We start from the raw sequence: 24214 nt of genomic DNA on the forward strand, positions 1-24214 counted from the left end.
AACGGCGACGACTACTGCATGGGTGCGGCGCCACCCAAGAGAGAGGGCGGCGCGGCCACGGGTGGAGGCGCGGCGGCGGGCGTCTGCGCAGTCTTGATCTCCTCCTGAAGCTCCTCCACCACCTTCGGGGGCAGTCGCTTCTGGAGCTCGCAGGCCGAAGGGAAGCCCGCGGCGCACGCGACCACGATGAAGCGCGCGCCGCGCTTCGGATCGCGCTTGATGCCTTTGCCCTGGATGTACGCGATGCCCGCGAGCAGACAGGACGAGAGCTCTCCGGATTGACACAGCCGCTCCGCCAAGGCGACGCCTTCCTTCACCTTGCCCTTGCCACCGGCGCCCAGCGTGAGCGCCCGCGCGCGCATCGAGCACGCCTGTAGCGAGCCCATCTGCTCGCACGCGGTGTGCAACATCTCGAGGCCGCGATCCATGTCGCGGCTGACGCCGCGGCCTTCGATCAGCGCGGCGCCCAGATAGCCGCAGCCGTTGCCGTCTCCCCCCTCGCAGCCCTTCTTGAACAAGGGCGTCGCGCGATCGGGATCCGGCTTGCCGTCGAGGCCCTGCATCACCATGCCGCCGAGCAAGGTGCAGCCGGGCGGGAAGCCTTGGTCGCAGGTGTCCTTCGCCCGCGCGACCGCCTTCTTGGGGTCGTGGGCGATGGGACCGGCGCCGCTGGCCTCCAGCATGGCCAGGGTGGTGCAGGCGTGGGCGCTGCCCGATTCACAGGCGTCGGTCACCAGCTTCGCGCCCTTCTTTTCGTCGTGGGGCAAGCCCGGGGCTCCCACCAGCATGGCGCGGCCCACGGCAGCGCAGCCGTCCGGCAGCCCGTGGTCGCAGGCGCGCTGGAAGTAGCTGATGGCCTTCTGCGGGTTGGGCCGCTCGCTGCCCCCGCCGGAGTAGAGCTCTCCCAGCAGGGCGCAGCCGGCGGGCGGTGCGTCCTCGCAGGCGTGCTCCAGGGCACGCACTCCGCGCGCCGTGTTCTGCTCCGCCCCGACGCCGGTGAGATAGCTCATGCCCACGTAGGCACAGGCATCCGTGAGGTCGCCGTTGCACGCCTTCTCGAAGATGCCAAACGCCTTCTTTGCGTCGCGCTCGACACCGCCTTGGCCTTGATAGAGCAGAATCGCCTTGCCCAGGCAGCCGCGCTCCTCGCCCTTCTTGCAGGAGGCTTCGAAGTACTCCCGGGCCTTCTCGGCGTCGCGCTTCACCCCCAGGCCGTTCAGGTAGGCCAGGCCCAAGAGCGCGCAACCGCGTTGCTCGTCCGCCTTGCAGGCACCCTCCGCGAGCTGGATGCCGCGCTTGGGGTCATGACCCTTGCCGCCGCGGCCGAAGATCAGCAAATGGCCGAGCCCCGCGCAGCCGAGCTGGTTACCCTTGCCACAGGCCGTTTCGAAGCTCTTGGCCGCGGCGTCCACGTTGCGGGGTACGCCCTTGCCGTTGTACTGGGCGCGGCCGATGCGGGCGCAACCCTCGGGGCTTCCAGCGGTGCAGGCCTTGTCGAAATAGCGGGCGGCGCGGATGAAGTCGGGGTTCTTGCCTTCGGAGTAGTCGCGGCCGAGCTTCACGCAGGCGTCCACGTCCGGCGGGACGCGCGAGCAAAGCTCGGTACAAGCGGCCTGCTCGCCCCCCTTGCAAGCGTCCTGGAGCGCCTGGAGGTCACCCGCGTGCGCGCTGCGCCACCACAGCCAGAAGATGATGCCGATGGCGGCCGCGGCCGTGAGGCCGATGGCGGTCCACACCACCGGCGCGTTGGATTCCTGCTCGTAGGTCGTCAAAGCGCGCGCAGCCTAGCCGCTTGACCCCGCAAACTTCACAAAAAACGCCGCTCCCGGCGCATTGTCGCCCGATGATTGGGACCGGGTCCTGTAAAGTGGCCCCGAATCATGACCGAGGTCGCCACTTACCAAGCTTTCGCCAAGTCCCACCCCCCCGATACACAGGTGCAGGCCGTCTTGAAGGAGAAGTCCGCGCTCGGCTTCACGGTGCTGGTGCAGGGCACCGAGCTGTCCGGGACGATCCAGATGCAGGACATCGGCTCCGATCAGGACGATAGGGAGCTCCGGCACAAGTACACCGAACCGGGCGAGACCTTTCGCTGCTTCGTGAAACGAGTCGACGCCAGCGAAAGCAAAGTGCTGCTGACGATGATCGATCCCGCGAACGATCCGTGGCGGCGGCTCCCCGAGTCACTCGACGTGGGCTCCAAGGTCCAAGCCAAGGTGGTGGGATCCTCGCGCAACGGGTACGACCTCGAGATCGCCAAGGGTGTCGTCGGGCTGTTGCCGATCTCCGAGCTGGCCTGGGACCCGAAGAGCGCGCCGGGGCTGAAGGACGATGCCACGGTGGAGGTGGTCATCGCGGAGATCGCGCGCGGCGATCGACGGTTGGTGCTGAGCCGTCGGCGTCTGACGCGTCGGCCCGTTCGCGACTTCCATTCCGAGGACGTGGAGTGGGAGCGAGCCGTGGCTGCTGGAGCGACGGCCGACGAAGAAGCGCGCTTTCGGCGGCGGCTGTGGTTCGATCTGCTGGGAGCGGGCGTGGATGCGAGCGAACCGCGAGAGCCCGAGGGGTCGGATCCGCGGCCCCAAGAAACGCTGCGCATCTCCCGAGAGGGCGCCGACGGCGTCGTGATGGAGGCGGAGGGAGCCGGGCAATCCGTGGTGCTGTATCGCGACGGCAAGGTCGTCGGAGAAGCGCCGTTCGACCGTCGCTTCACTGCCGTGACCGAAGTGCGCCGCAGCACAGGCTGACCTCACGCCAGCGTGGTTCCGCGGCGAACCGACAAAAGAAAAGCGGCGCCGGTCCGGAGACCAGCGCCGCAGGGGTGGAGGTGGCGAGGGTGATCAGAACTGGCCGCAGAAGTCTCCCAGGCCGGGCACGGTGACGCAGGCCTTGGGCGTACCGCTGGTCATGTCGATGCTGCCCGAGGCGATGGTGGTGCAGCTGTTGTTGGTGGTGCAGTACTGGCCGCTCACGTCGCCGTACAGGCCGCTGTTGCCGATCTTGACCGTGACCTCGCCCACGAAGGTGCCGTAGTCGAAGTCGGGGATGGTCACCTTCTGCTCGCAGGTCTTCACCTTCTGGCAGGAGGCCGGAACGCTGCACGAAGCAGCCACCTGGCAGGTGTTGGCGACGCTGCAGCTGTTCTCCACGTTGCAGCTCTTGGCCACCTGGCAGGTCTTGGCCTTTTCGCACTTGCAGTTGGTGAAGCCGCCGCTGATGCACGAGCCGGCACACTCCGCCCAGCCGCTCAGGACCTTCACGCCGCACTGGGCCGCACTGGTCACCGTCGTGTACCCGCACGCGGCGCCATCCTTGGCGTAGGTGTAGCCGCACTTGGCGCCGTCCTTCACGTAGCTAGTGCCGCACTGGGCCGCGCTGGTAACGGTCTTGTAGCCGCAGGCCGCGCCGCTGGTGACGGTCTGGTAGCCGCACACGGCAGCGTCGGTCACGGCCTCGGTGCCGCACACGGCCGCGTCCGTCACCCACTGCGCGATCTCCTTGCCGGCGACGATGGGGATCGAAACCTGGGCCTTGCCCTGGATGTCGACGCCGTTCTTGGTGATGTTGCCGCTCATGTCCACCAGCGAGAGGGGCGTCTGGAACTTGCCGCTGACGAACATGCCCGTGGAGTCGAGCTTGGCGTGGGCGTTGGCGGACAGGTCGATGCCTTTGACCGCGAGCTGGCCGTCCATGGTCACGTACCAATTGGTGGGGGTGCCGCCGAAGAAGGCCTCCACGGCCGCGTTGCCGTTCAGGCCGACGACGGGAGCGAAGCTGGTGGTCGCGGTGCCGGTCACCAACACGCCGTTCTTGTCGATGGTCAGATCTGCCTGCGCCACGCCGAGATCCGACAGGTTGATCCCCGTCCAGGCCTCGATGGAGCTGGCGTTGATCTTGTAGCTGCCCTCGGCCTTCAAGAACGACTGCTCGATGTCACTGTTCAGGTAGCCAGCCACCTGCACGCTCTGATCGAAGGACACCGGAATCACCGGGGGCAGGCCGGTCTTGTCCGGAGCGATCTTGCCGCTGAAGTAGGCCCACTGCTCCTGGTCCGTGAGCTTGGCCACGACGGTGGCGCTGGCTACGGGGATGTCGAGCGTGATGGGGAGCTTCTTGTAGCCGAGAGACACCGCCAGGTCCGCGTTGGCGCCGAGTTGGATGCCGCCGGCGGGATCCACGAACACGCTCTTGCCGTCGTCGTTCGGGTCCACGTCGATGACGGTGTTACCGGAGATGCTGAGCGGGATCTTGGGACCGAGGGAGATGCCGCCCTCGAGCCACAGGTGACCGTTGAACGGCTTGGCTTGTTGCTCCACGCCCCAGGTGTTCGCCGGAGTGAAGGGAATGAGGCCCTGCCAGGACATCCCGATTCCGGCGTCGTCGATGGGAGACAGGCCGCCGAAGGAAAGCAAGTCACCCTTCACGAACAGGTAGGGGTCGAAGGGATCGATCACGATGGTGTTGCTGGTGCCACCCGGGACGCTCACCTTCGCAGTGCCCAGGTTCATGCCCAGCCCGGCCGAGAACGTGAGGTAGAAGTAGTGCCGGTCGTCCTGCATCGGCGCGTCGACGTTCTCGATGTTCTTGCCGAGGTCCCAACCGATGCTGGCGTACACCAGGTCGTCGAAGCTGGCGTTCTCGCCCAGGCCGAAGGCCGGAAACGGAACGCGGCAGGTGCCGCTCACGGACTGAAGTCCTTCGCCCTTGGCAGAGTCGTACTCGAGCTTGATGTGCGCTTCGGCGAGCAGCAGCTGTTGGCCCTTCGGCAGCTGAACCAAGAGCGAGCCGTCGATCTGAAAGCCGTTCTGCAAGGCCTTGACGTTCTTGGCCAAGGTCTTCAGCGCGACCGGGAGCTTGCCCTTGGGGTCGAGGGTGAAGCTCGCGAAGCCGTTCGGGGCGACGGCTCCGTCCTGTCCGGGGGTTGCGTTCGAGCCGCCGGCGCTGCCGCCCGTGCCAGCGCTCGCGCCAGCAGCACCGCCGCTGCCCGCGTTCGGGTCCTGACTCGCGCTGCAGCCGGTGCCGTCTACGGCCTCGCCGGCCGGCGTGTCGGGGCACAAGTCCTGATCGGTCGGAACGCCGTCGCCGTCGCCGTCCTGGCTCTCGCCGCAGCCTTGCGCGTCGGTCCACTCACCGGCGGCCGCTTCCGGGCACTTGTCCTGCGCCGCGGGCACGTTGTCATGGTCGGCGTCGCTGGCGGGATCCACGCCATTGCCCTGGGAGGCGTCGGTGGAGGCGGAGCAGCCGCCGAGCAGAGCGGCAAAGAGCACGAGGGAGGTGAAGGCGGTGGTGCGAGACATGGGTCGTGATTTCTCCTTTTTGGTGAGCAGGTGCCGCTCCCTTTTCACGACTCATGCCAAAAACCAACTCGCTGAAATCATTAGATTTTGTTGGTCCGCCGCGGAACCTCGTGCAAGCCCTTGCACCGGCTCCGGGAAGTCGCGTGCACGACCGTGCACCCCCTTGCACCCGTCAGTGCGCGTCCGCGCGTCGCGCGTGAATGCGATAAAGATCCCCCGCCCATGTCCGCCGCGGAAGACACCGCCCGCCAGGACGCCTGGCACTCCGTCGAGACCAGCTTCGCTGCGCTGGGGCGCGCCGTGCTGATCCTGGATGCGGCCTACCACGTACTGCAGGCCAGCTACTTCCTCGACACCTTCGTGTGCGAGGGCACGCGCGATCGACTCCTGGGTCGCTCGGTGAGCGACTTGCTCGGCAGCCGGCTGTTCGTCCCGGGGGACGCACTGCATCGCGCGTTGTCGCAAGGGCACCGCGCGGAGGGGCGGCGCGCCTTCATCAAGTGCCCGCGCACGGGCGCTCAGCTCGTGTCCCTGTCCGTCGCGCCGTTGCCGGGACCGGACGTGCGGGTGCTCCACGATCGCGCGCGCTTCATCGTGGTGATCCGACCTGCAGATGCGCCGGGGCTACCGAACGAGATGGACGACGCCCTGCTCGCCCGCTCACCGGGAATGCTGCAGATCGTGTCCATGGTCGAGGCGCTCAGCGAGTCTGAGGCCACGGTGCTCATCACCGGCGAGAGCGGAACGGGCAAGGAGGTGGTCGCCCGCGCCATCCACGCCCACTCGCCGCGGGCGAGCGGGCCCTTCGTGGCCGTGAACACCGGCGCCATTCCCGGTCCGCTGCTCGAGAGCGAGCTGTTCGGCCACGTGCGCGGCGCCTTCACCGGTGCCGTGCGCGACCGGCGCGGGTCCATCGAGCTCGCCAGCGGCGGTACGTTGTTCCTGGACGAAATCGGGGAGATGTCGCCGGAGCTGCAGGTGAAGCTGCTTCGTGTGGTCCAGGAGCGCGAGTATTCGCGGCTCGGCGAGAGCGACACCCGAGAGGTGGATGCGCGCATCATCGCCGCGACTCACGTCGATCTGGAGCGCGCCGTGCGCGAGCGCCGCTTCCGAGAAGACCTCTACTATCGGCTGCGGGTGGTTCCCATCGCCATTCCACCGCTGCGGCAGCGGCCGGAAGACATCGGCCCTCTCGCGCACCACCTCCTGCTTCGCATCACCTCCCGCGCGGAGCGCGCTCTGCAGCTGTCGCCCGACGCTCTGGACGTGATGATGCGCTACCCCTGGCCGGGCAACGTGCGCCAGCTCGAGAACGCCCTCGAGTTCGCCGTTGCCCTGTGTCAGGGCCAAACGCTGCAGGTCGAGCACCTGCCGCCGGAGGTCCGCATGGACGCTCCGGAGCCGCCGGACGAGACCGAGCCGCGGGTGAAGAGCGAAGAGCCGCCGCCCTGGCCCGCGGTGGCGCCAACGCCGCCGCCGGAGGGCGAGAGCGACGAAGCGACCAAGCTGCGCTCTACCCTCGACGCCCATCGCTGGAACCGCCAAGCCGTGGCGGACGCCCTCGGTATCAGTCGCACTACCCTGTGGCGGCGCATGCGTGCGCTCGGGCTCGAGTAGGTGTTGGACGAAAAACGCTACTTGCGCATGGTGGCCATCTCGAGCTCTGCGCTCGTTGGCTTGGTGGCGTTGCTTTGTGTCGCGTTGCTGCGGGGACCGAAAACGCAGCCGGCGACGTTGGGGGCGGCGCCACCGGACGGCTGCGTCGCGTGCCACTCGGACCCCAAGGACGATCCCGGCGGGGCGCACGCGGCGGCTCTGGTGGGTTGTGCCTCCTGCCACCTGGGGGACCGCGAAGCGTCCACCAAGGAGGCGGCGCACGCCGGCATGGAGCCCGAGCCCGGGGCGCTTTCCACCGTGAAGAAGACGTGCGGCAGCTGCCACGCCCGCGAAGCGGAGCGCGTGCTCACTTCGCTGATGGCGACGGGTCGCGGCATCGTGTCGGTCGATCGCTGGGCGTTCGGAGAGATCCCGGAGCCGAACACGCTGCAGTCGATGGCCGAGGTGCTGGCGGCCAAGGCGCCGACGCCTGGGGAAGACCACGTCCGGCGGTTGTGCGGGGGCTGTCACCTCGGTACCCGAAAGGACAATCGCGACGACGCCATTCGCGGCGTGGGCTCGGGCTGTAGTGGGTGCCACGTCGCCTCGAAGCGAACGGATGGCGATCCACACCCAGTGATCTTCGGCGTGGTCCCGGATCGTCAGTGCCTGGGCTGTCACTCGCGTAGTGCACGCCTCTCGCTCTCCTATCAGGGGCTCGCGGAGATCTCCGGCGCAACTCCGTGTGAGAAACCGACGACCCTGTTCGATGGCCGCAAGGGCTGCTCGCTGCCGGAGGACGTGCACCACGCGGCGGGTCTCGAGTGCGTGGACTGCCACCTGCACACGGAGCTGATGGGGGACGGCACTGCGCGTCCGCGCGCGCGACAGCAGCTCGAGATACGGTGTCAGACCTGCCACGGCCCGGCGAAGGACGCGCGCTGGGAGCAGGTGAAGGACCCCATCAGTCGGGATCTGCTCCGCATGCGCAAGCAACAGCGCGCGCCCGAAGAACGCGTGCGTCTGGGTGCGCGCGGCACCCCCGTCTCCAATTTGCGCCCGAGTGGGCCGCGCACCTGGCAGCTCGAGCCCAAGAGCGGCGGTGCGGCGCTCGTCGTCAAGCAGACCCCGGCCGACGCGAACCACGCCCTGAAGGGACACGATCGGCTGTCCTGCGCCGCGTGCCACTCCGCCTGGATCCCGACCTGTCCCAGCTGCCACACTTCCTTCGACCCCGGCGGAAAGCAGTGGGACTTCGGGCGCGCCGCAGAAGCGTCCGGTGCTTGGCGCGAGTCGAACGACGGCATGGGCTACGGCGCCCCCGGGCTCGCCGTCGCCGGCGACCGCATCCAGCCCGGGGCCCCCGGCATGATCGCGACGTTGGATGCCACGGCGGCGGGCGGAGAAAAGCGCGAGCTCCGGCTAGTGAGCACCTTCGATCCGCACACCACGGGGAAGCGCGCGCGGAGCTGCGCGTCGTGCCACCGCTCGGCCACCGCTCTGGGCCTGGGTACGGGGCGCCTCGAGCTCGGGGCGGCGGCTCCCCGCTTCACGCCCGCGCACGACGACGGCTGGACACGCCTCTTTCCTGCCGCTCCGGCCCGGGGCACCCACGCGGACGCACGCGGTTTGAATGCGGACGAACAGCGCCGCGTGCTGCAGGTCGGCGTGTGCGTCGAGTGTCACTCACGCGCCGACGACGTGGTGTGGCGGGATTTCCGGGCGTCCGTTCGCCGCCTGCAGCGGGGCGTCGCGTCCTGCAAGGGCCGCGTCCCGCCCTGGTTCCGCATTCCGCAGTGGTGACGCTTCACGCAATCGTCACTGCGTTGCAGCGCAAGCGCGCTACACCCCGAGCATGCGTTGTCCCCGGTGTGGCGCCAAAGACGTGCATCGTTCACGAACGCGCAACCTGCTCGAGAAGCTTCAGAAGCGAGTCCTGGGTCTACGCCCTTGGCGCTGCGCGCACTGCGACCATCGCTTCGTCGGCCCGCGCCGTTAGCTCAGTGCATCGGATGCGTGGGAGCGGCCTGCTTGGTGAGTGACGTCCACGTTGCTTCGTCCACGATGCGCTGCTTGAAGCGCGAGTGACAACCGGTGCAGGTCTCCAAGGTCTTGCCCAACGCCGTGAGCACCGCAGCGGAGTCCTTGTCCTTGGCGGCCTTGGCGATGCCATCCGCCGTCGAGTGAAAGCTGAGCCCCGCCTCCGTGAAGCCCGGCGCCCCCGCCCCCATGTGGGTGCACATCTGCGTCATCTGGGGCGAGGAGCTGATGCGGGCCGCGGACTTCTCGACGGTGTCCCAGTCCTTCTTGGCGAGCGCCAGCGTGATCTCCTGCACGGCCAGCAGGTGATCTCGCATGTTCTGCTTCTGATGGTTCGCCATCATGGGGATCAGCGGGACCGCCGTGCGGGAATCCATGGCGTCCAGCATCGCTTCCGGGCCCTTGGCCGGCGCGGCGGGAGCCGCTGGGGGCGGGGGCTTGGAGCTTTCGGCGGTGGGTGGGCTGCTGCTCCCGCTCTGGCAGGCGACGGCAAACAGGGCGAGGGCGAACGACACGGCTCGTTTCATGATGAGCTCCCAGGGTTGGAGAGCGCTTCGTCGAGGGCAGCCAGCCCTTCGAGCACTCGCTTTCTCTTCTGCTTCGGGATGCGAGCCAGGAGCTTTTCGAAACGCTCGCGGCTCGAACGCTGCACACTGGCGGCCAGCTTGCGCCCGGCGGGGGTGAGCTTCACCAGGCGGCTCCGGCCGTCGTCCGGCGCGCGCGTCTGCCGTGCGTGACCGAGCTTTTCCATCCGAGCGCAGACGCGGGCAACGTTGCTCTTGTCCACGCCCAGGCCCTGGCCGAGGTCGCTCTGACTCAGGGCGCCATTGCTGGCGGCGAGCAGCATCAGCGCATGGGCATGGGAAACGGAAATGGGCTGCCCGCAGGGCGTCTGGTCGCCCAAGAGCAGCCCAAAGCGGCGCACGAAGGTCTGCACCAGCTGTCGCAATCGTTCCGCGTCTCCGTTCGCCACGGCCCGTGGCTTAGCAGAATTGGTTGCGTGCGCAACTAACGGATCCGGTGGCGCCGCGGGAGCTCACCCCCCTTCCAGATTCCACTCGCCGGCGCCCGCGACGATCCTGACGCGGATTGCAGATCCAACAGCAGAACTCGCACCAAGCGATCCCCGCTGCGAGCCCCGGCGGCAGCCGCCGACATTCCCGGGATGACGTCCCCGGTTTGCGCAAACCTTGCGTAACTGCCGGTTTTGAAACGGATCGCCGCGCAAACGAGACGAATTGTTTCAATCGCTGCGCGACAACGGTGGAACGTGAAACACGGCGTTCCGTTCGACAGCTCCCTGACTGCAACAACGCAGGTTTTTCAGTTGGCCCGGCGCTTGCTCAGCAGGCGATCGCAGCGCCCTGTCCAACCATTGGGGCGCAAGTTTGCCGGAGGCATTCATGACCCTCAGCCGACGAAAGTTCATCAAGATCGGTGGCGTCGCTCTCGGAACCGCCGCCGCCGGGTCGGCGCTGACGACGAATCTCTGGGGTGTGACGCCCAACCGCATGCCGGATCCCCAGACGGACGGCGACCGGGTGGTGCCCACGTTCTGTGAGATGTGCTTTTGGAAGTGCGGCGTGCTCGCCCACGTGAAGCAGGGACGCGTCACCAAGATCGTCGGCAACCCCGAGCACCCGCTGTCTCACGGGCGGCTGTGCCCGCGCGGGACCGGCGGTACGGGGCTCCTGTACGACCCCGATCGCCTGCAGAAGCCGCTCATCCGTCGCGAGGCCGCTCGCGGCGAGCAGGTGTTCGAAGAGGTGAGCTGGGACGAGGCGCTCGATCACGTCGCCAAGAAGCTCACGGAGATCAAGAGCAAGTACGGTCCGGAGGCGCTGGCCGTGTTCATCCACGGCTTCGGAGGCTCCTGGTTCTCGCGCTTGGTGAAGGCCTACGGCACCGCCAACCTGGGGCAGCCGTCCTACGCACAGTGCCGCGGCGCGCGCGAGGTCGCCTTCGAGCTCACCTACGGCCGCCCCGTCGGCTCGCCCGAGGTGCTCGACATCGAGAACAGCCGAGTGCTCACCCTGATCGGCAGTCACCTGGGCGAGAACATGCACAACACCCAGGTGCAGGAGCTGGCGCGCGCCATCGAGAAGGGCGCCGAGCTCGTGGTCGTGGACCCGCGTTTCTCAGTGGCGGCTGGCAAGGCGCGCTACTGGTTGCCCATCAAGCCGGGAACCGACCTGGCGCTGCTGCTCGCGTGGATGCACGTGATCGTGGCCGAGAAGCTGTACGACCGCGAGTACCTGGAGAAGTACGCCACCGGATTCGAAGAGCTCGAGAAGCACCTGGCCGACAAGACTCCCGAGTGGGCCGCGGTGGAGACGGGCATCGAGGCGGCGACCATCGTGGAGACGGCGCGCTTCATCGCTGGCGCCGCGCCCGCATCCCTGGTGCACCCGGGACGCCATACGGCCTGGTACGGCGACGACACGCAGCGCAGCCGCGGCATCGCCATCCTGAACGCGTTGCTCGGAAGCTGGGGACGCAAGGGCGGCTTCTATCTGCCCACGGCCATGTCCGTTCCGGCGTATCCGGGGCTGCCCAAGCCCGACCACAAGCCCAAGGATCCGGTCGACGTTCCCAAGGGCAAGGTGTTCCCGTTCTTGAACGAGGGCCTGGCCCACGGTCTCCGTGATGCGAGCCTGCCGGGCGCGAACGTGGAGTACCCGATCAAGGCTTGGATGGTCTACGGCTCCAACCTGATCCAGGCGCTGCCGAACCAGAAGAAGACCATCGAGGCGCTGCAGGCGCTCGATTTCATCGTGGCCATCGACGTCTTGCCGGCGGAGATCACCGGCTGGGCGGACGTGGTGCTGCCGGAAGCCACCTATCTCGAGCGCTACGACGACTTGCACGCTCCGCCCTTCAAGGAGGGTTACGTGGCGCTGCGACAACCCGTGGTGGAGCCGATGTACGACTCCAAGCCCGGGTGGTGGATCGCCAAGGAGCTGGCCAAGCGCTTGGGCCTCGCCGCGCACTTCCCCTTCGAGAAGGTGGAGGACTACCTGGACAAGCGTCTGCGTTCGGCGGGCTCTTCCTTGGTGCAAATTCGCACCAAGGGCGTGCTGCACGCCCCCAAGGCCCCGCTCTACATCGAAGACGGCGTGGAGCCGGAATTCGAGACGCCTTCCAAGAAGATCGAGCTGTTCTCGCAACGTCTGGCGGACGTTGGGCTGGACCCGCTGCCCAAGTACACGCCGCCAGAGGCCGGGCCTCCCGGCAGCTTTCGACTCCTGTTTGGTCGTACTCCCACTCACACGTTCGGAAGAACGACCAACAACCGATTCTTGTCCCGCGTGTACGACGAAAACGACGTCTGGCTGAACGCGCAGAAAGCGAAAGAGCTCGGCCTTGCGGACGGTGACAAGGTCACGCTCATAAACCAAGACGGCGCGCGTACGGCGCCGCTCGCGGTGCGCGCCACACAGCGCATTCGTCCGGACTGCGTGTTCATGGTGCATGGCTATGGCCACACCTCCAAGGGCCTGAAGTTCGCCAAGGACCGCGGTGCCAGTGACACCGACGTGTGCACGGCAACGAAGATCGATCCGGTGATGGGCGGGACCGGAATGAACGTGAACTTCGTGAAGATCGAGAGGTACGAAGCATGACCCGCCGAAAGCGCCTGGGTATGGTGGTCGACACCAAGAAGTGTGTCGGCTGCAAGGCGTGCGTGCTCGCTTGCGAGGCCGAGAACGACGTTCCCGACGGCTACTGCCGCGACTGGATCGTGGAAGAGGTTTCGGGCGTGTTCCCCAACCTGCGGCAGGAGATCCGATCCGAGCGCTGCATGCATTGCGACAACGCGCCTTGTGTGAACAACTGCCCCACGGGTGCGAGCTTCATCAACGAGAACGGTACCGTGCTCGTCGATCACGACAAGTGCACCGGCTGCAAGGCATGCATCGCCTCCTGTCCGTACGACGCGCGCTACGTTCATCCCGAGGGCTACGTGGACAAGTGCACCTTCTGCGTGCACCGAACCTCGCGCGGTGATCAACCCGCGTGCGTGTCCGTGTGCCCGACCGAGACCCTGCACTTCGGAGACCTGAACGACTCCGAGTCCGAGGTCTCCCTGCTGCTCCGGACCCGCGAATCCAAGGTGCTGCATGCCGAAGCGGGCACCCGACCCAAGCTGTTCTTCCTCGAGTGAGGCGTCAGATGAATCCCGTCGAAATCGTCACTACGCAGCACAATGCTCACATCAACCCCACGCTCCACATCTGGGGCTGGGAGATCCCGGTGTACCTGTTCCTGGGCGGCGTCGTCGCCGGGGTGATGGTGCTCTTGGGGGCGCTGGAGATCCGGCGCGGCAAGCGGCCCACTTCTGCCGCCGCGCAGTGGATGCCCTTCGTGGCCATCGCGCTGTTGTCCCTGGGCATGGGCGCGCTGTTCCTGGATCTCGAGCACAAGAGCCACGTGTACCGCTTCTACATGGCGTTCCAGCCGACCTCGCCGATGAGCTGGGGCTCCTGGATCCTGGTCGCCGTCTACCCCGTGCTCTTGCTCTTGGGTCTCGGCGCGTTGAACGAGTCCCGCCGAGAGTGGCTCACGGAGAAGCTTTCCTCCGTGAAGGGCATCCTCACCTGGGCCTTTGCGCTGGCGGACCGCACGCGCCGCGGCATCGTGTGGGCCTCCGTGGTGTTGGGCGTGGGCCTGGGCGCCTACACGGGCTTGCTCCTCGGCACCATGGCGGCGCGCCTGCAGTGGAACACCGGCCTGCTCGCGCCGCTGTTCCTCACTTCCGGGATCTCCACCGGCGCAGCCCTGATGATGCTGTTCCACCTGGAAGAAGAGGAACTGCACCTCATGGTGCGATGGGACACCGCCGCCATCGTGGTGGAGCTGTTCCTCCTCGGCGCCATGTTGGTGTCGTTCACCACCGGTGGCGAGATCGGAGAGGCCGCGGCGCACAACCTGTTGGGTGGGCCGTACACCCCCTGGTTCTGGTCCCTGGTCGTCATCGGCGGCCTGGCAGTGCCGCTGCTCATGAACGTCCTCGAGGTGCGCGGCAAGGGTCGGCCCACCGTGCTCGCCCCCATTCTGATCCTCGTGGGCGGCTTGGCGCTCCGCGCGGTGCTGGTCGCCGCCGGTCAAGTCACGTCCTTCGGGGCCCTGGGTTGATGGAGAAAGTTCGATGAAGACGACGAACACCGCTCACCCCGCTGACTGGAACCCGTACCTGGCCGGCATCGCATTGGGCCTGGTCTTGCTCGCGACCTACGTGTTGATGGGCTTCGGCCTCGGCTCGTCCTCGGGCGTCACCCGCGTGGCCTACGCCGCAGCTCACAGCGTGGCACCCGCCGCGGTGGAGCACAGCACCTACATGGCGCCCTACGTGGCCAGCAATCCCTTCGAGGACTGGATGGTCTTCGAGGTCTTCGGCGTGCTGCTCGGCGGCATCCTCGCCGCCTATACCGGCAAGCGTTTGATGAAGCGGCCGACATTGCAGATGGGGCCGCGCTCGACGGTCGCCTTGCGCGTGACTCTCGCCATTCTCGGCGGCGTCGTGATGGGCCTCGGAGCTCGCCTGGCCCGGGGCTGTACTTCGGGCCAAGCGCTCACGGGTGGCGCCGTGCTGTCGGTCGGCTCTTGGGTCTTCATGCTGGCGTTCTTTGCCGGCGGCTATCTGACGGCACCTTTCGTGCGGAGGATGTGGCGATGAACGCTCCCTTCTATCAGCTCGACGGCTTCAGCTACCCGACGGCGATGGCGCTGGCCACGCTGCTCGGCATCGGTTTCGGCTTCGTGCTCGAGCGTTCGGGCTTTGCTCGTGCCCCAGTGCTCGCTGCGCAGTTCTACGGACGCGACAATCGCATCCTCAAGGTGATGTTCACCGCCGTTGCCACGGCTGTGGTGGGCGTCGCCCTGCTGAGCGGCCTCGGCCTCCTGGATCTCGCGGCCGTGAAGATCCCCGCGACCTGGCTCTACCCCCAGCTCGTGGGCGGTTTCTTGCTCGGTGTCGGCTTCCTGATGGCCGGGTACTGCCCGGGCACCGCCGTCACCGGCATGGGCGCCGGCTACCTCGATCCGTTCTTGAGCCTCGTCGGGCTCGGTATTGGCGGATTGGTGTTCGGCTTCGCGTTCCCGCTCGTGGAGCCCTTCTACGAGTCCAGCTCCATGGGCGTCATCACGCTGCCCGAGCTGCTTCACGTCTCGTGGGCGGTGCTGGCGGTCGCAGTGGTGGCCATGGCCATCGGCGCGTTTCTCCTTGCGGAAAAGGTGGAGCGTATCTTTGCCAAGAAGGACGGCACCGAGGTCCCGGCCGGCAATGCGCGCACGCGAAACCGCGTGTTCGGCGGCCTGGCCGCTGCGGCTGCCGCCGTCGTCATCGTGGGCTTCGCGCCCAAGCCGGCCCAGAAGATCGCGGCCATGCCGGAGACCGGCAAGATCGGCGTCACGGAGCTGGCGCGCCAGCTCGCCGGCGGCACGGAAGAGCTCTACATGGTCGACGCGCGCAGCGCGAAAGAGTGCGAAGCCCAGCGCATCCCCGGCGCCCTGTGCATTCCGGAAGACGATCCGGACGCCAAGTTCATCGCACAGCTCCCGGCGACGCGTCCCCTCGTGCTCTACGGTGACGAGAAGCTCGGAAAGCTGCCCGCTGGCGTGGCCAAGTTCAAGGGCTCGGTGAAGGTGCTCGAGGGCGGCTTCTCCGCGTGGAAGACGGCGATCTTGCAGCCGCCCAAACCGCCGACGACGGCCACCGCCGTTGCGGTCTCCACCTACCGAGAGCGCGCCGCGCTGCACGCGCACTTCACCGGCGCTTCCGCCCCCAAGGCGCCTGCCGTGGTGGTCGCCCCCACCGCCGTCAAGCGTGCGGTGAAGAAGGGCGGCGGCTGCTGAGCACTCCGCGTGGTACCGCGCCGGACCAACATCATCCGCAGGGTGTTGGTTCGGCGCGGTAACGTTCGTGACGCACGGCGCTTTTTGTCGCACCGCCCCAAAGGCGCCTCCGAAAGATGCTCAGCACGGTGATCATTTCGGGCACATGGTCGACCATCCCCTCGAAATGATCACGCATCCGCGCAAATAGTTGCCCTACGTCGGGCGCGCCGCACTAGTGGGCTGTCCCGTGAGTAGCAATCCATGGATTGCTACTCACGCACTGGGCTTCGCCCAGCCGCGCCGCAAGCGGCGCGCCCGCTAGCCAGAAAATCGGCTTCGCCGTTTTCTCCCCCGTCCGCTTCGCGGATGCCTAGTGCGTTTGCTCACGCAAGTCGCCACCTCACGCTTCCCACCGGATGCGATTGCGACTTCTGGGACGCCGCACTAGTATTTCCGGGGCGGGATGACGTTCGACGAAGCTCTGGAGGCGATCGGCGTCGAGCCCGGCGTGGACGACAAGGCGTTGCGGCGTGCGTACTTGCGCGCCGTGAAAGCGCATCCGCCGGAGCGTGACCCGGACGGCTTTCAGCGAGTGCGCGCGGCGTACGAGCTGCTCCAGGCGCAGCTGCCCTACCACGTTGCCGGCGCCGGTGAGGAGCGGAGCGACGACTACGCCGCGGCGGACGAGGACCAGAGCTTCGACGTCGAAGGGGCGCGGGAAGAGTCGCTCTACTGGCGGCTCATGTCCGAGCCTTCGGACGTGGACGACGCCGAGCTCGAAGCGGTGGAGCTCGGCGAAGTGGGCGACGCGGTGGCGTACGCGTGGCTCGAGCGCGGTCGCCCCGTGGCGGCGGGGCGTGCGCTGAGCCAGCAGCTGACGCTGCAGCGGGAGCGCGGAACGCTTCCGCCTTCGGGGCACATCTTGGTGAAGACGCTGCTCACGTTGCTCGCAAAGAAGAAGCCGAACGCCTTCGACAAGCTCCTGCGGGGGATGCGCGTCTGGCTCCGGGGGCATGGGCGGCCGGAGGTGTTTGCAGGCCACACACTGGCGGTCTGGTCCTTGTTGGACGAGCTCAGCCGGGTTCGCAAGCGGCTGGATCCCGAGCTGGTGGCCGTCATGGCACGGGCGATGCTCGACGGGGACGTTCCTTGGCAGGACGCCGCGCTGTCGGACTACCGACGAAAGCACCGGCGCGCTGCGCACAAAGCGGCGCGGCTCTTGGAGCGGGAGGCGCCGGGCCTCCATGGTCAGTTCGGCGGCGCTTTGGGACGCGGAAATTCGGCAGGGCGGGTGACCCACGTCGTTCCGGAGCGTGGTATCGGGCGTGGAGGCGGTTGGCCTATCTACATCTTCGTGATTTTCGCGATGAACGCGGCGCGGGTGTGTTCCAGCGAAGATCGCCGAAGCACGCGGCAGGCGGACATTCACCAGCTCACCACCTATGCGGTGGACGCGGGTCTCCCGGTAGACTTGGTCGTCATCGGAGCGTTGGACCGCGGCGACTGCGATGCCGCGCGTGCCGCATTGGTGAGCGCCTACATGCGCCCGCTACGGGTAGATGAGAGACGGCGGGTGGACCTCGCGGAAGCGCGCATCGTCGACGAGTGTCCCTCGACCACGGAGGGTGGACGTTGACGAAGGTCGGCATCGACTTGGGAACCACGTACTCCCTGGTGTCGATCATGCGCGCGGGACGCCCGGAGATCGTGCCCAACGTCCTGGGGGAGGAGCTCACGCCCAGCGCGGTGAGCGTGGACGAACGTGGGGAGGTGCTCACGGGTCGCGCGGCCCGCGCGCGTGCCGTCACCCACCCGGACCTCACGGCCGTCGCCTTCAAGCGCGACATGGGGACGGCCCGCCGCTACTCGCTCGGCAGCCGCAGCTTCAGTCCGGAGGAGCTTTCCGCGCTGCTCTTGGCGACCCTGAAGCGCGACGCAGAGGAAGTGTTGGGCGAGACGATCGAAGAGGCCGTGGTCACGGTGCCGGCGTACTTCGGCGAAGCGGCGCGCCGCGCGACGCGGGTGGCGTGCGAGCTGGCAGAGCTGCGGGTGGAACGCATCATCAACGAGCCCACGGCAGCGGCGCTGGCTTACGGCCTCCACCAGCGGGACAAGGAGCTGCGCGCGGTGGTGCTCGACCTCGGAGGCGGGACCTTCGACGTCACGGTGCTCGAGATCATGGAGGGCGTGATCGAGATCCAAGCGTCGGCGGGCGACACGCGTCTCGGGGGTGAAGACTTCTTGGACGTGATCGTCGGTTGGGTGGCGGACCGCGTGGTGGAGCGCCACGGGTTCGATCCGCGCGTCAGCGCCGGAGATCGCGCTCGCCTGCGCGAGGCATGCGAGCGTGCGAAGCACCGCCTCTCGACCGACGATGCGGCCCGCATCGCCCTGCCCGCGCTCGGCGCACGGCGGCAGGACGTGGAGATCGAGCTTCGCCTCGACGACGTCGAGCCAGCGTTCGAGCCGCTGCTGGCCAGGATGACGACGCCCATTCGTCGCGCACTGTCCGACGCGGCCGTCGATCCAAAGCAGATCGACGAGGTGCTGCTCGTGGGCGGAGCCACGCGCATGCCGAGCGTAGCCGCCCTCGCGGCGCGCCTCTTCGGTCGCTTGCCGAGCCGCGCCCTGCCGCCGGACGAAGCCGTGGCCCTGGGCGCGGCCGTGCAAATGGCGCTGAAGGCCGGCAACGAGGCCGTAGAGGACATGGTCGTGACCGACGTGGCGCCCTTCACTCTGGGGATCGCCGTCAGTCAGTCCATCGGCATGCACGATGTCGGCGGCTTGTTCGCGCCCATCCTGGAGCGGGGCACGGTGCTGCCCGCCAGTCGCGAGCGCGAGTTTTCGACGATGGCGGACGGGCAGCGGATGATCGCGGTCGAGGTGTACCAAGGCGAGCACTCCTTGTGTAAGGACAACGAGAAGCTCGGCACCTACCAAGTGAAAGGCATTCCGGCAGGCCCGGCCGGCAAGGAGACCATTTCCGTTCGCTTCAGCTACGACATGAATGGCCTGCTGGAAGTGGACACCACCATCACTTCGACCGGCAAGACGGCCAGCATGACGCTCGACCGCAGCAAGAATCGGCTGACGGAAGAACAGGTGGCGGAAGCCAAGAAGCGGCTGAAGGGCCTGAAGTTTCACCCGAGAGACGCGCTGCCCAACACGACGGCGCTCTCTCGTGCGGAGGTTCTGCACGCAGAGCTCACCGGGGTAGAGCGCGAGATCTTGCGGGACGCCATGAACCACTTCCGCGCCGCGCTCGAGCTCCAAGACGCCAAGCAGATCTCGTTTGCGCGCGAGATGCTCTTGGCGCGCATCGCGGATCTGGGCCACGGCCGCTGAGCGCATGGTGATTTCCCTTATGTGGCGCTGAGCTGCGTCGACGAATTCACCATGGTCGCCCCGTTCGTGGGTGAGCACCCTGACTTCCGTCAAGGCACTCATCCTTCGAAAGGGCATTTGCATCATGGGGCACAAGATTTCTTCTCGGACGGTCCTGCTCGGGAGCTTGCTCGGCACGTTGACCCTCGCACTTCCCGCGCTGGCGGGCGGCAACTACGTGGGACAGAGCTTCTTGGGTCAGAACTTGGTCGGGCGCTCGTTCCAGGGGGCGAACGTCACCCGCGCGAACTTCAACAGCGCCAACGCCAAGCAGGTGAGCTTCTACGGAGCGAATGTGCGCTCCGCCAGCTTCGTGAAGACGAACTGCGCCGGGTGCAGCTTCTACGGAGCCACGGGGGATCGGGCGACTCGCTTCGACAGCGCCATCCTCGGAAACTCGGACTTCACTGGGGCGCGGATGCGGGGCGCGCGGTTCTTGGGTGCGGGCCTCGAAGGGGCCAAGCTGACGGGGGCGGACGTGAGCCACGCCTTCTTCCGTGACGCGCGGCTCGAGCACGCGAAGCTCGTGGGCGCGGACGCCCGGGTGACCAAGTTCGAGCGGGCCGATCTGCGCATGGCGAATCTGTCCAACGCTCGCTTCTCTGGCGCGAACCTGTCCGGGGCGGACTTGCGGGGAGCCGGCTTGGTGGGCACGGATCTTCGAGACGCCGATCTGTGCAACGTGAAGTACGACAAGTACACCAACGTCAACGGCGCCGACGTCCGTCGCGCGAAGTGCGGCAAGGAATTCATCCAGAAGGTCCGCCAAGCACAAGCGAAGTAGTGAGCTTCCAAGCGACGCTCCCCGCGCGGGTGGGGAGCGTCAATTGCTGCCGAACAGGGTCGCGGCGTCGACCTCCACGGAGAATCCGCCGGATACCTGCGGCTGCGCGCTGCCGCCGACGTTCCAGAGCGCGAACCACTCCGTGAACATGCTCTTGGTCGTGGGCGTGACGCCGACCATGTCGTAGCCGACGAAGTCTTCCGTGGTGGAGCTGCCAGCGAGCTCGAACGCCTTGTGCAGCGGGTTCTGCGCGGATCCTCCGCCGCTTTCGAACTGGAACTCTCCGCCGAGGGTTTCCCAGTAGATGGGCGGCTGGCCGGGGACGGTTTCCATCGGCACCTCGCCATGCACCACCCAGCGGAGGCCCACGGCGTCCGACTTGGGCGCCGGTGGACACAGGAACGTGACGGTGCCGCTGTAGCTCGCGAATTGGCACTTGGAGCCGAAGCTGGGAAACAGGCTCGTTGCGTACGCCTCGCAGGCCATGTCCGAGTCGCTGACGGTGAAGCTCACGGGCTTTCCGCAGGGCACGAAGCCCGTCATCTTCTCGATCGCCAAGTCGTCGGCCAGGCAGCCCGCGTCGTCGAAGCAGTCCGTGTCGTCGCAGTCGTAGAAGCCGTCGCCGTCATCGTCCTTCTTGTTGGCGCACTGCTCCGTGCCCGTCGCGCCGCCGCTGCCGCCGCTGCCCCCACCGGTCCCGGCGCTCGCGCCGGACCCACTGCTGCCGCCGCCGCCGTCGCTGCCGGAATCACCGCAGCCGGAGATCCACACCATCGCGCTGGCACCGAGCGCCACGAGCCACACGCTCATCCATTGCTTCATGACGGCCTCCTCGTCCACGCCGCGGACGAACACGATCAAGAATGGCGAAACCCTACCACGCCGATTGCCGCGTTCGCGGAACGGTGACGAAACACGTCGTCCCATGTGTCAGTGAATCCCACCTCCACTCCCCTTTCGGTCTTCTGTTGGTCCGGCGCGATCCCCGTCGCGCAGCGACGGCGCGGCTCAGCTCGGCGCGCAGCGGAGCAGCACGCTGCCGCTCTCTGCGTCTCGTTCCACGAAGGCGAACCCACGGGCTTCGTACCAACCGCGGAGGTCGGTGTAGACGAACAGCTCGGAGGTCGCGCGGCGCACGGCCTCCGCCAGCAGCGCGCTGCCGACCCCCTGACCCCGATGGCCTTCCGCCACGAAGAGCGCATTGACGAACAGGCGCAGTGGACCGCGGCCGCGAAACCTCACTCGGCGGAACCCGAGCACGCCGACAGGGCGCGAGTCATCGATGGCGACCAGCGCCGGCGGACGGCGCGGTCCGTCCGCGAGCTGCTGGGAGCCAAAGCGCTAACGTTCGAGGTTCGCTCGTGTGGCGGTGCAAGGGACTGGCAAGCGCAAGCCGGCGTAGGATGCGGCTCGATTCCAGCGCAGGCTATCGGTAGCGCTCGGTCGAGGTTCGCCATGTACCCATGCGGCCTCGGACAGTTGCGATGCCACTGCCTGCCTTGTAGCCTCTCACGCCGAATGGCCAGGCTTCAGGGGATCAGAATCCAGAACTTCCGCGCGCTGCAGGACGTTGGACTAGGACAGGTGAAGTACGCAAGTGGCGAGCCTCTTCCCGGCCTGGCGTGCTTCATTGGCCCTAATGGATCCGGAAAGTCCACGCTGCTAGATGTATTCGCGTTCATCGCACAATGCCTGGCCGACGGTGTGGAGGCTGCATGCGATCACCCGACTCGGGGAGGGTTTGAACGGCTCCGCACTCAGGGAAAGAAGGGCCCGATCACATTCGAGCTCTTCTTCGATGGCGGGGATCCCAACCGCCCCATCGTGTATGAGCTCGGCATCGATGAACGGGGCGGAGTTCCTCTGGTCGTCAAGGAGTCGCTCCGGCAGCGTCGCAAGGGGGAGACGCGAGGCAAGCCCTACTACTTCTTGAAACTCGCCAACGGGAAGGGCAAAGCGTGGGCGGGAAAGTACAGCGTTTCCGACGACAGCAAGGACTCGGAGACGATCAAGCTCACGGACACGACTCAGCTCGGGATCGCTACTCTTGGAAACCTCGCCAAACACCCTCGCATCGTGCAGGTAAGGGAGTACATCGAGCAGTGGTACTTGTCGTATTTCGTGCCAGATGCCGCCCGCAGGTTACAAGCCGCGGGCGCTCAGCGTTGGCTCGACCGGACCGGTTCAAACGTGGGCAACGTGTTGCAGTACTTCAAGCGCAAGCATCCACGGGAGTTCGGAGCCATTCTCAAGGCTGTTGCGGCGGCGATCCCAGGAATCAAGAAGCTGGACGCGATCATTAGCACCGACAAGCGTCTACTGATTCGCTTCGACGAACGGGGTTATCAAGACCCGTTCTACCAGCAGAGCATGTCAGACGGGACATTGAAGATGCTCGCTTACGCGGTCTTGCTGGCCGATCCCGAGCCCAGGCCTTTCATGGGTATCGAGGAACCCGAGAACGGTCTGTACGTCCAACTCATTGAAGATCTGAGCCGACGGTTGGTGCAATATGCTCGTACCCCCAGAGATCGAACTCAGCTTCTGGTCACAACGCACTCGCCGTACTTCGTCGATGCCCTGTCGCCCGATCAGGTCTGGTTGATCGAGAAGGGACGCGATGGCTTCTCCACGGTGAAGCGAACGTCGGAACTCCCCACCATTCGCGAGATGGTAGACCAAGGAGTTCCGCTTGGGTCTCTCTGGTACAGCCAGCACCTTGGAGCGCTGCCCCGGCCATGATTGTCCATGCGTTGGTGGAAGGCCCGTCCGAGAAGGTCTTCCTCGAGTCATGGGCTCCCCGATTCCTAAAGGGCCACCAGCTCAAGGCTTACCCGCACCAAGGAAAGGGCACTCTATCGGGAGATCCCCGACGTCGTGGGCTCTTGGACCAGCTCGAAGCGAAGCTGACGGCATTCGGTCAGTCGCTCGATTCGGAGCGAGAGCGCGTACTGGTTCTGGTCGATGCTGATGACGACAACATCGATGAGCTCAAAGCGCAACTGGATGAAGTGAAGTCTCGCTTGGACCCGGCTCCCGTCGTCCTGTTCCGACTTGCCGTGGAAGAGCTCGAGGCATTCTACCTTGCGGATCTCCGCGCGATGAAGCTGGCGTTTCCGGGCTTTGATCGACAGCGTGCTCAGGCGTACGTGCCGGACAGCATTTGTGGAACATGGGAGCTGTTCGGCGCGATCGTTTACGACGGCGGGGGAAACAAGGTGTCATGGGCGCAAGAGCTTGGTCCGCGCGTTACCGTGCGGCCCGAAGAGAGTCGCTCACCTTCGTTCAAAGCATTGTGCTCCGGATTGAAGGAGCTCGTTGTGCGCACCCAGAGAAGCAAGACGCGCCGCAAGAAGCCCAGGCGCGCCAAGCGAGCGGTGCAACGCGACAAGACCGGCAAGCGTCAGTGGTGAGCGCGGGCCAACGCTCACGGCTGCGGAGCACGCAGCGAGGTTAGCGCGCGCCCGCCGCGGCGTGGGCTCAGGCCTTGCTGCGGCCGAAGATCTTGGAGCCGGGCGGGACGCTCGACGTGATCCACTGATTGCCGCCGATGACCGAGCCTTTGCCGATCACCGTGTCGCCGCCCAAGATGGTGGCGCCGGAGTAGATCGTGACGTCGTCTTCCAAGGTCGGATGACGCTGGTTGCCGTTGGCGAGCTCGCGCCGCTCGCTACGCTTGGTGCTGAGGGCGCCCAGGGTCACGCCCTGGTAGATCTTGACGTTGTTGCCGATCACGCTGGTCTCGCCGATGACCACGCCGGTGCCGTGATCGACGAAGAAGCGCTCGCCGATGCGGGCGCCTGCGTGGATGTCGATGCCGGTGCGGCTGTGGGCGTACTCGCTGATGATGCGTGGGATCATCGGCACACGCTCGCGGTACAGCACGTGGGCCACGCGGTGCGCGGTGATGGCCTCAATCACCGGATAGCTGAACACGACCTCTTCGATGCTCTTGGCCGCCGGGTCCCCGTCGAAGGCCGCCAGCACGTCGGTGTTGAGCATGTGCCGGAGCTTGGGTAGCTCCCCGAAGAGACCGAGCACGGCTTCCTCGTTCCAGCCCTCCGGGCGGTGCACCTGCAAGCGACCGATGCGCTCTTCGTAGGTGACGGCGCGGGCGATCTGCTCCACCAGGATTTCGTACGCGGGGTACAGGTGCTCGCTGATGGAGTGGCGCAGATTGGAGCGGTTCAGGGAGCGCGTCGCGTAGAAGCCCATGTAGATGACGGGCTTGACGTGATTGAACGCGTCGATCACCGCGCGCTTGCTGGGCAGCGCC

Annotated in this window: 20 protein-coding genes; 13 read left to right on the top strand and 7 right to left on the bottom strand. The window is 66.8% G+C overall.

What is annotated here, in order from left to right; all coding sequences use genetic code 11:
• Positions 1-11: 11 nt before the first annotated feature.
• Entirely contained in the window at positions 12-1772 is a 1761-nt protein-coding gene (locus tag H6717_25665; GenBank protein ID MCB9580443.1) for a sel1 repeat family protein, read from the bottom strand.
• Between the two features lie 108 nt (positions 1773-1880).
• Between H6717_25665 and H6717_25670 the strand changes: the two genes are divergently transcribed.
• Positions 1881-2747, top strand: a complete 867-nt coding sequence (locus H6717_25670; protein MCB9580444.1) for a S1 RNA-binding domain-containing protein — start codon at positions 1881-1883, stop codon at positions 2745-2747.
• A gap of 93 nt (positions 2748-2840) precedes the next feature.
• Here the strand turns inward: H6717_25670 and H6717_25675 are convergent, their stop codons facing one another.
• Entirely contained in the window at positions 2841-5297 is a 2457-nt protein-coding gene (locus H6717_25675) for a hypothetical protein (protein MCB9580445.1), read from the bottom strand.
• 222 nt (positions 5298-5519) lie between these two features.
• Here H6717_25675 and H6717_25680 point away from each other — a divergent pair, with 222 nt between their 5' ends.
• Positions 5520-6914, top strand: a complete 1395-nt coding sequence (locus tag H6717_25680; protein ID MCB9580446.1) for a sigma 54-interacting transcriptional regulator — start codon at positions 5520-5522, stop codon at positions 6912-6914.
• A complete protein-coding gene (locus H6717_25685) occupies positions 6915-8696 on the top strand; it encodes a hypothetical protein (GenBank protein MCB9580447.1) in 1782 nt (593 codons plus the stop codon).
• A gap of 197 nt (positions 8697-8893) precedes the next feature.
• Here H6717_25685 and H6717_25690 read toward each other — a convergent pair whose 3' ends face one another.
• Together H6717_25690 and H6717_25695 are read right to left on the bottom strand one after the other, a co-directional pair.
• Positions 8894-9460 carry a cytochrome c gene (locus H6717_25690; GenBank protein ID MCB9580448.1) on the bottom strand — a complete coding sequence of 189 codons (567 nt, stop codon included), beginning with the start codon at positions 9458-9460 and terminating at the stop codon, positions 8894-8896.
• A complete protein-coding gene (locus tag H6717_25695; GenBank protein MCB9580449.1) occupies positions 9457-9906 on the bottom strand; it encodes a winged helix-turn-helix transcriptional regulator in 450 nt (149 codons plus the stop codon). Before H6717_25695 ends, H6717_25690 begins: the two co-directional genes overlap by 4 nt.
• Positions 9907-10336: 430 nt before the next feature.
• Here H6717_25695 and H6717_25700 point away from each other — a divergent pair, with 430 nt between their 5' ends.
• The 8 genes from H6717_25700 (at position 10337) to H6717_25735 (ending at position 19938) form a co-directional block, all read left to right on the top strand.
• Positions 10337-12556 carry a molybdopterin-dependent oxidoreductase gene (locus H6717_25700; protein ID MCB9580450.1) on the top strand — a complete coding sequence of 740 codons (2220 nt, stop codon included), beginning with the start codon at positions 10337-10339 and terminating at the stop codon, positions 12554-12556.
• Positions 12553-13098 carry a 4Fe-4S dicluster domain-containing protein gene (locus H6717_25705; GenBank protein ID MCB9580451.1) on the top strand — a complete coding sequence of 182 codons (546 nt, stop codon included), beginning with the start codon at positions 12553-12555 and terminating at the stop codon, positions 13096-13098. The genes H6717_25700 and H6717_25705 overlap by 4 nt, the downstream gene beginning before the upstream one ends.
• Positions 13099-13106: 8 nt before the next feature.
• A complete protein-coding gene (nrfD, locus tag H6717_25710; GenBank protein ID MCB9580452.1) occupies positions 13107-14069 on the top strand; it encodes a polysulfide reductase NrfD in 963 nt (320 codons plus the stop codon).
• Positions 14070-14082: 13 nt separating this feature from the next.
• On the top strand, positions 14083-14610 hold the full coding sequence (locus tag H6717_25715; GenBank protein ID MCB9580453.1) for a YeeE/YedE family protein: 528 nt from the start codon (positions 14083-14085) through the stop codon (positions 14608-14610).
• A complete protein-coding gene (locus H6717_25720; protein MCB9580454.1) occupies positions 14607-15788 on the top strand; it encodes a YeeE/YedE family protein in 1182 nt (393 codons plus the stop codon). The genes H6717_25715 and H6717_25720 overlap by 4 nt, the downstream gene beginning before the upstream one ends.
• Positions 15789-16233: 445 nt before the next feature.
• Positions 16234-17406: a J domain-containing protein gene (locus H6717_25725; protein MCB9580455.1), complete on the top strand. Its 1173-nt coding sequence runs from the start codon at positions 16234-16236 to the stop codon at positions 17404-17406.
• Positions 17403-19115, top strand: a complete 1713-nt coding sequence (locus H6717_25730; protein MCB9580456.1) for an Hsp70 family protein — start codon at positions 17403-17405, stop codon at positions 19113-19115. The genes H6717_25725 and H6717_25730 overlap by 4 nt, the downstream gene beginning before the upstream one ends.
• Positions 19116-19239: 124 nt before the next feature.
• Positions 19240-19938, top strand: a complete 699-nt coding sequence (locus H6717_25735) for a pentapeptide repeat-containing protein (GenBank protein MCB9580457.1) — start codon at positions 19240-19242, stop codon at positions 19936-19938.
• Positions 19939-19977: 39 nt separating this feature from the next.
• On the opposite strand, the gene H6717_25740 is transcribed toward H6717_25735, so the two are convergent.
• Positions 19978-20799: a hypothetical protein gene (locus H6717_25740; GenBank protein MCB9580458.1), complete on the bottom strand. Its 822-nt coding sequence runs from the start codon at positions 20797-20799 to the stop codon at positions 19978-19980.
• A 147-nt stretch (positions 20800-20946) separates the two neighbouring features.
• Positions 20947-21198 carry a GNAT family N-acetyltransferase gene (locus H6717_25745; protein MCB9580459.1) on the bottom strand — a complete coding sequence of 84 codons (252 nt, stop codon included), beginning with the start codon at positions 21196-21198 and terminating at the stop codon, positions 20947-20949.
• A gap of 258 nt (positions 21199-21456) precedes the next feature.
• On the opposite strand from H6717_25745, the gene H6717_25750 reads away from it, so the two are divergent.
• Entirely contained in the window at positions 21457-22680 is a 1224-nt protein-coding gene (locus tag H6717_25750) for an AAA family ATPase (GenBank protein ID MCB9580460.1), read from the top strand.
• Positions 22677-23351 carry a DUF4276 family protein gene (locus H6717_25755; GenBank protein ID MCB9580461.1) on the top strand — a complete coding sequence of 225 codons (675 nt, stop codon included), beginning with the start codon at positions 22677-22679 and terminating at the stop codon, positions 23349-23351. The genes H6717_25750 and H6717_25755 overlap by 4 nt, the downstream gene beginning before the upstream one ends.
• Positions 23352-23418: 67 nt before the next feature.
• Here the strand turns inward: H6717_25755 and H6717_25760 are convergent, their stop codons facing one another.
• Positions 23419-24153, bottom strand: a complete 735-nt coding sequence (locus H6717_25760) for a serine acetyltransferase (GenBank protein ID MCB9580462.1) — start codon at positions 24151-24153, stop codon at positions 23419-23421.
• Between the last annotated feature and the right edge of the window lie 61 nt (positions 24154-24214).

Source organism: Polyangiaceae bacterium (genome assembly GCA_020633235.1).
Lineage (GTDB): Bacteria > Myxococcota_A > Polyangia > Polyangiales > Polyangiaceae > JACKEA01.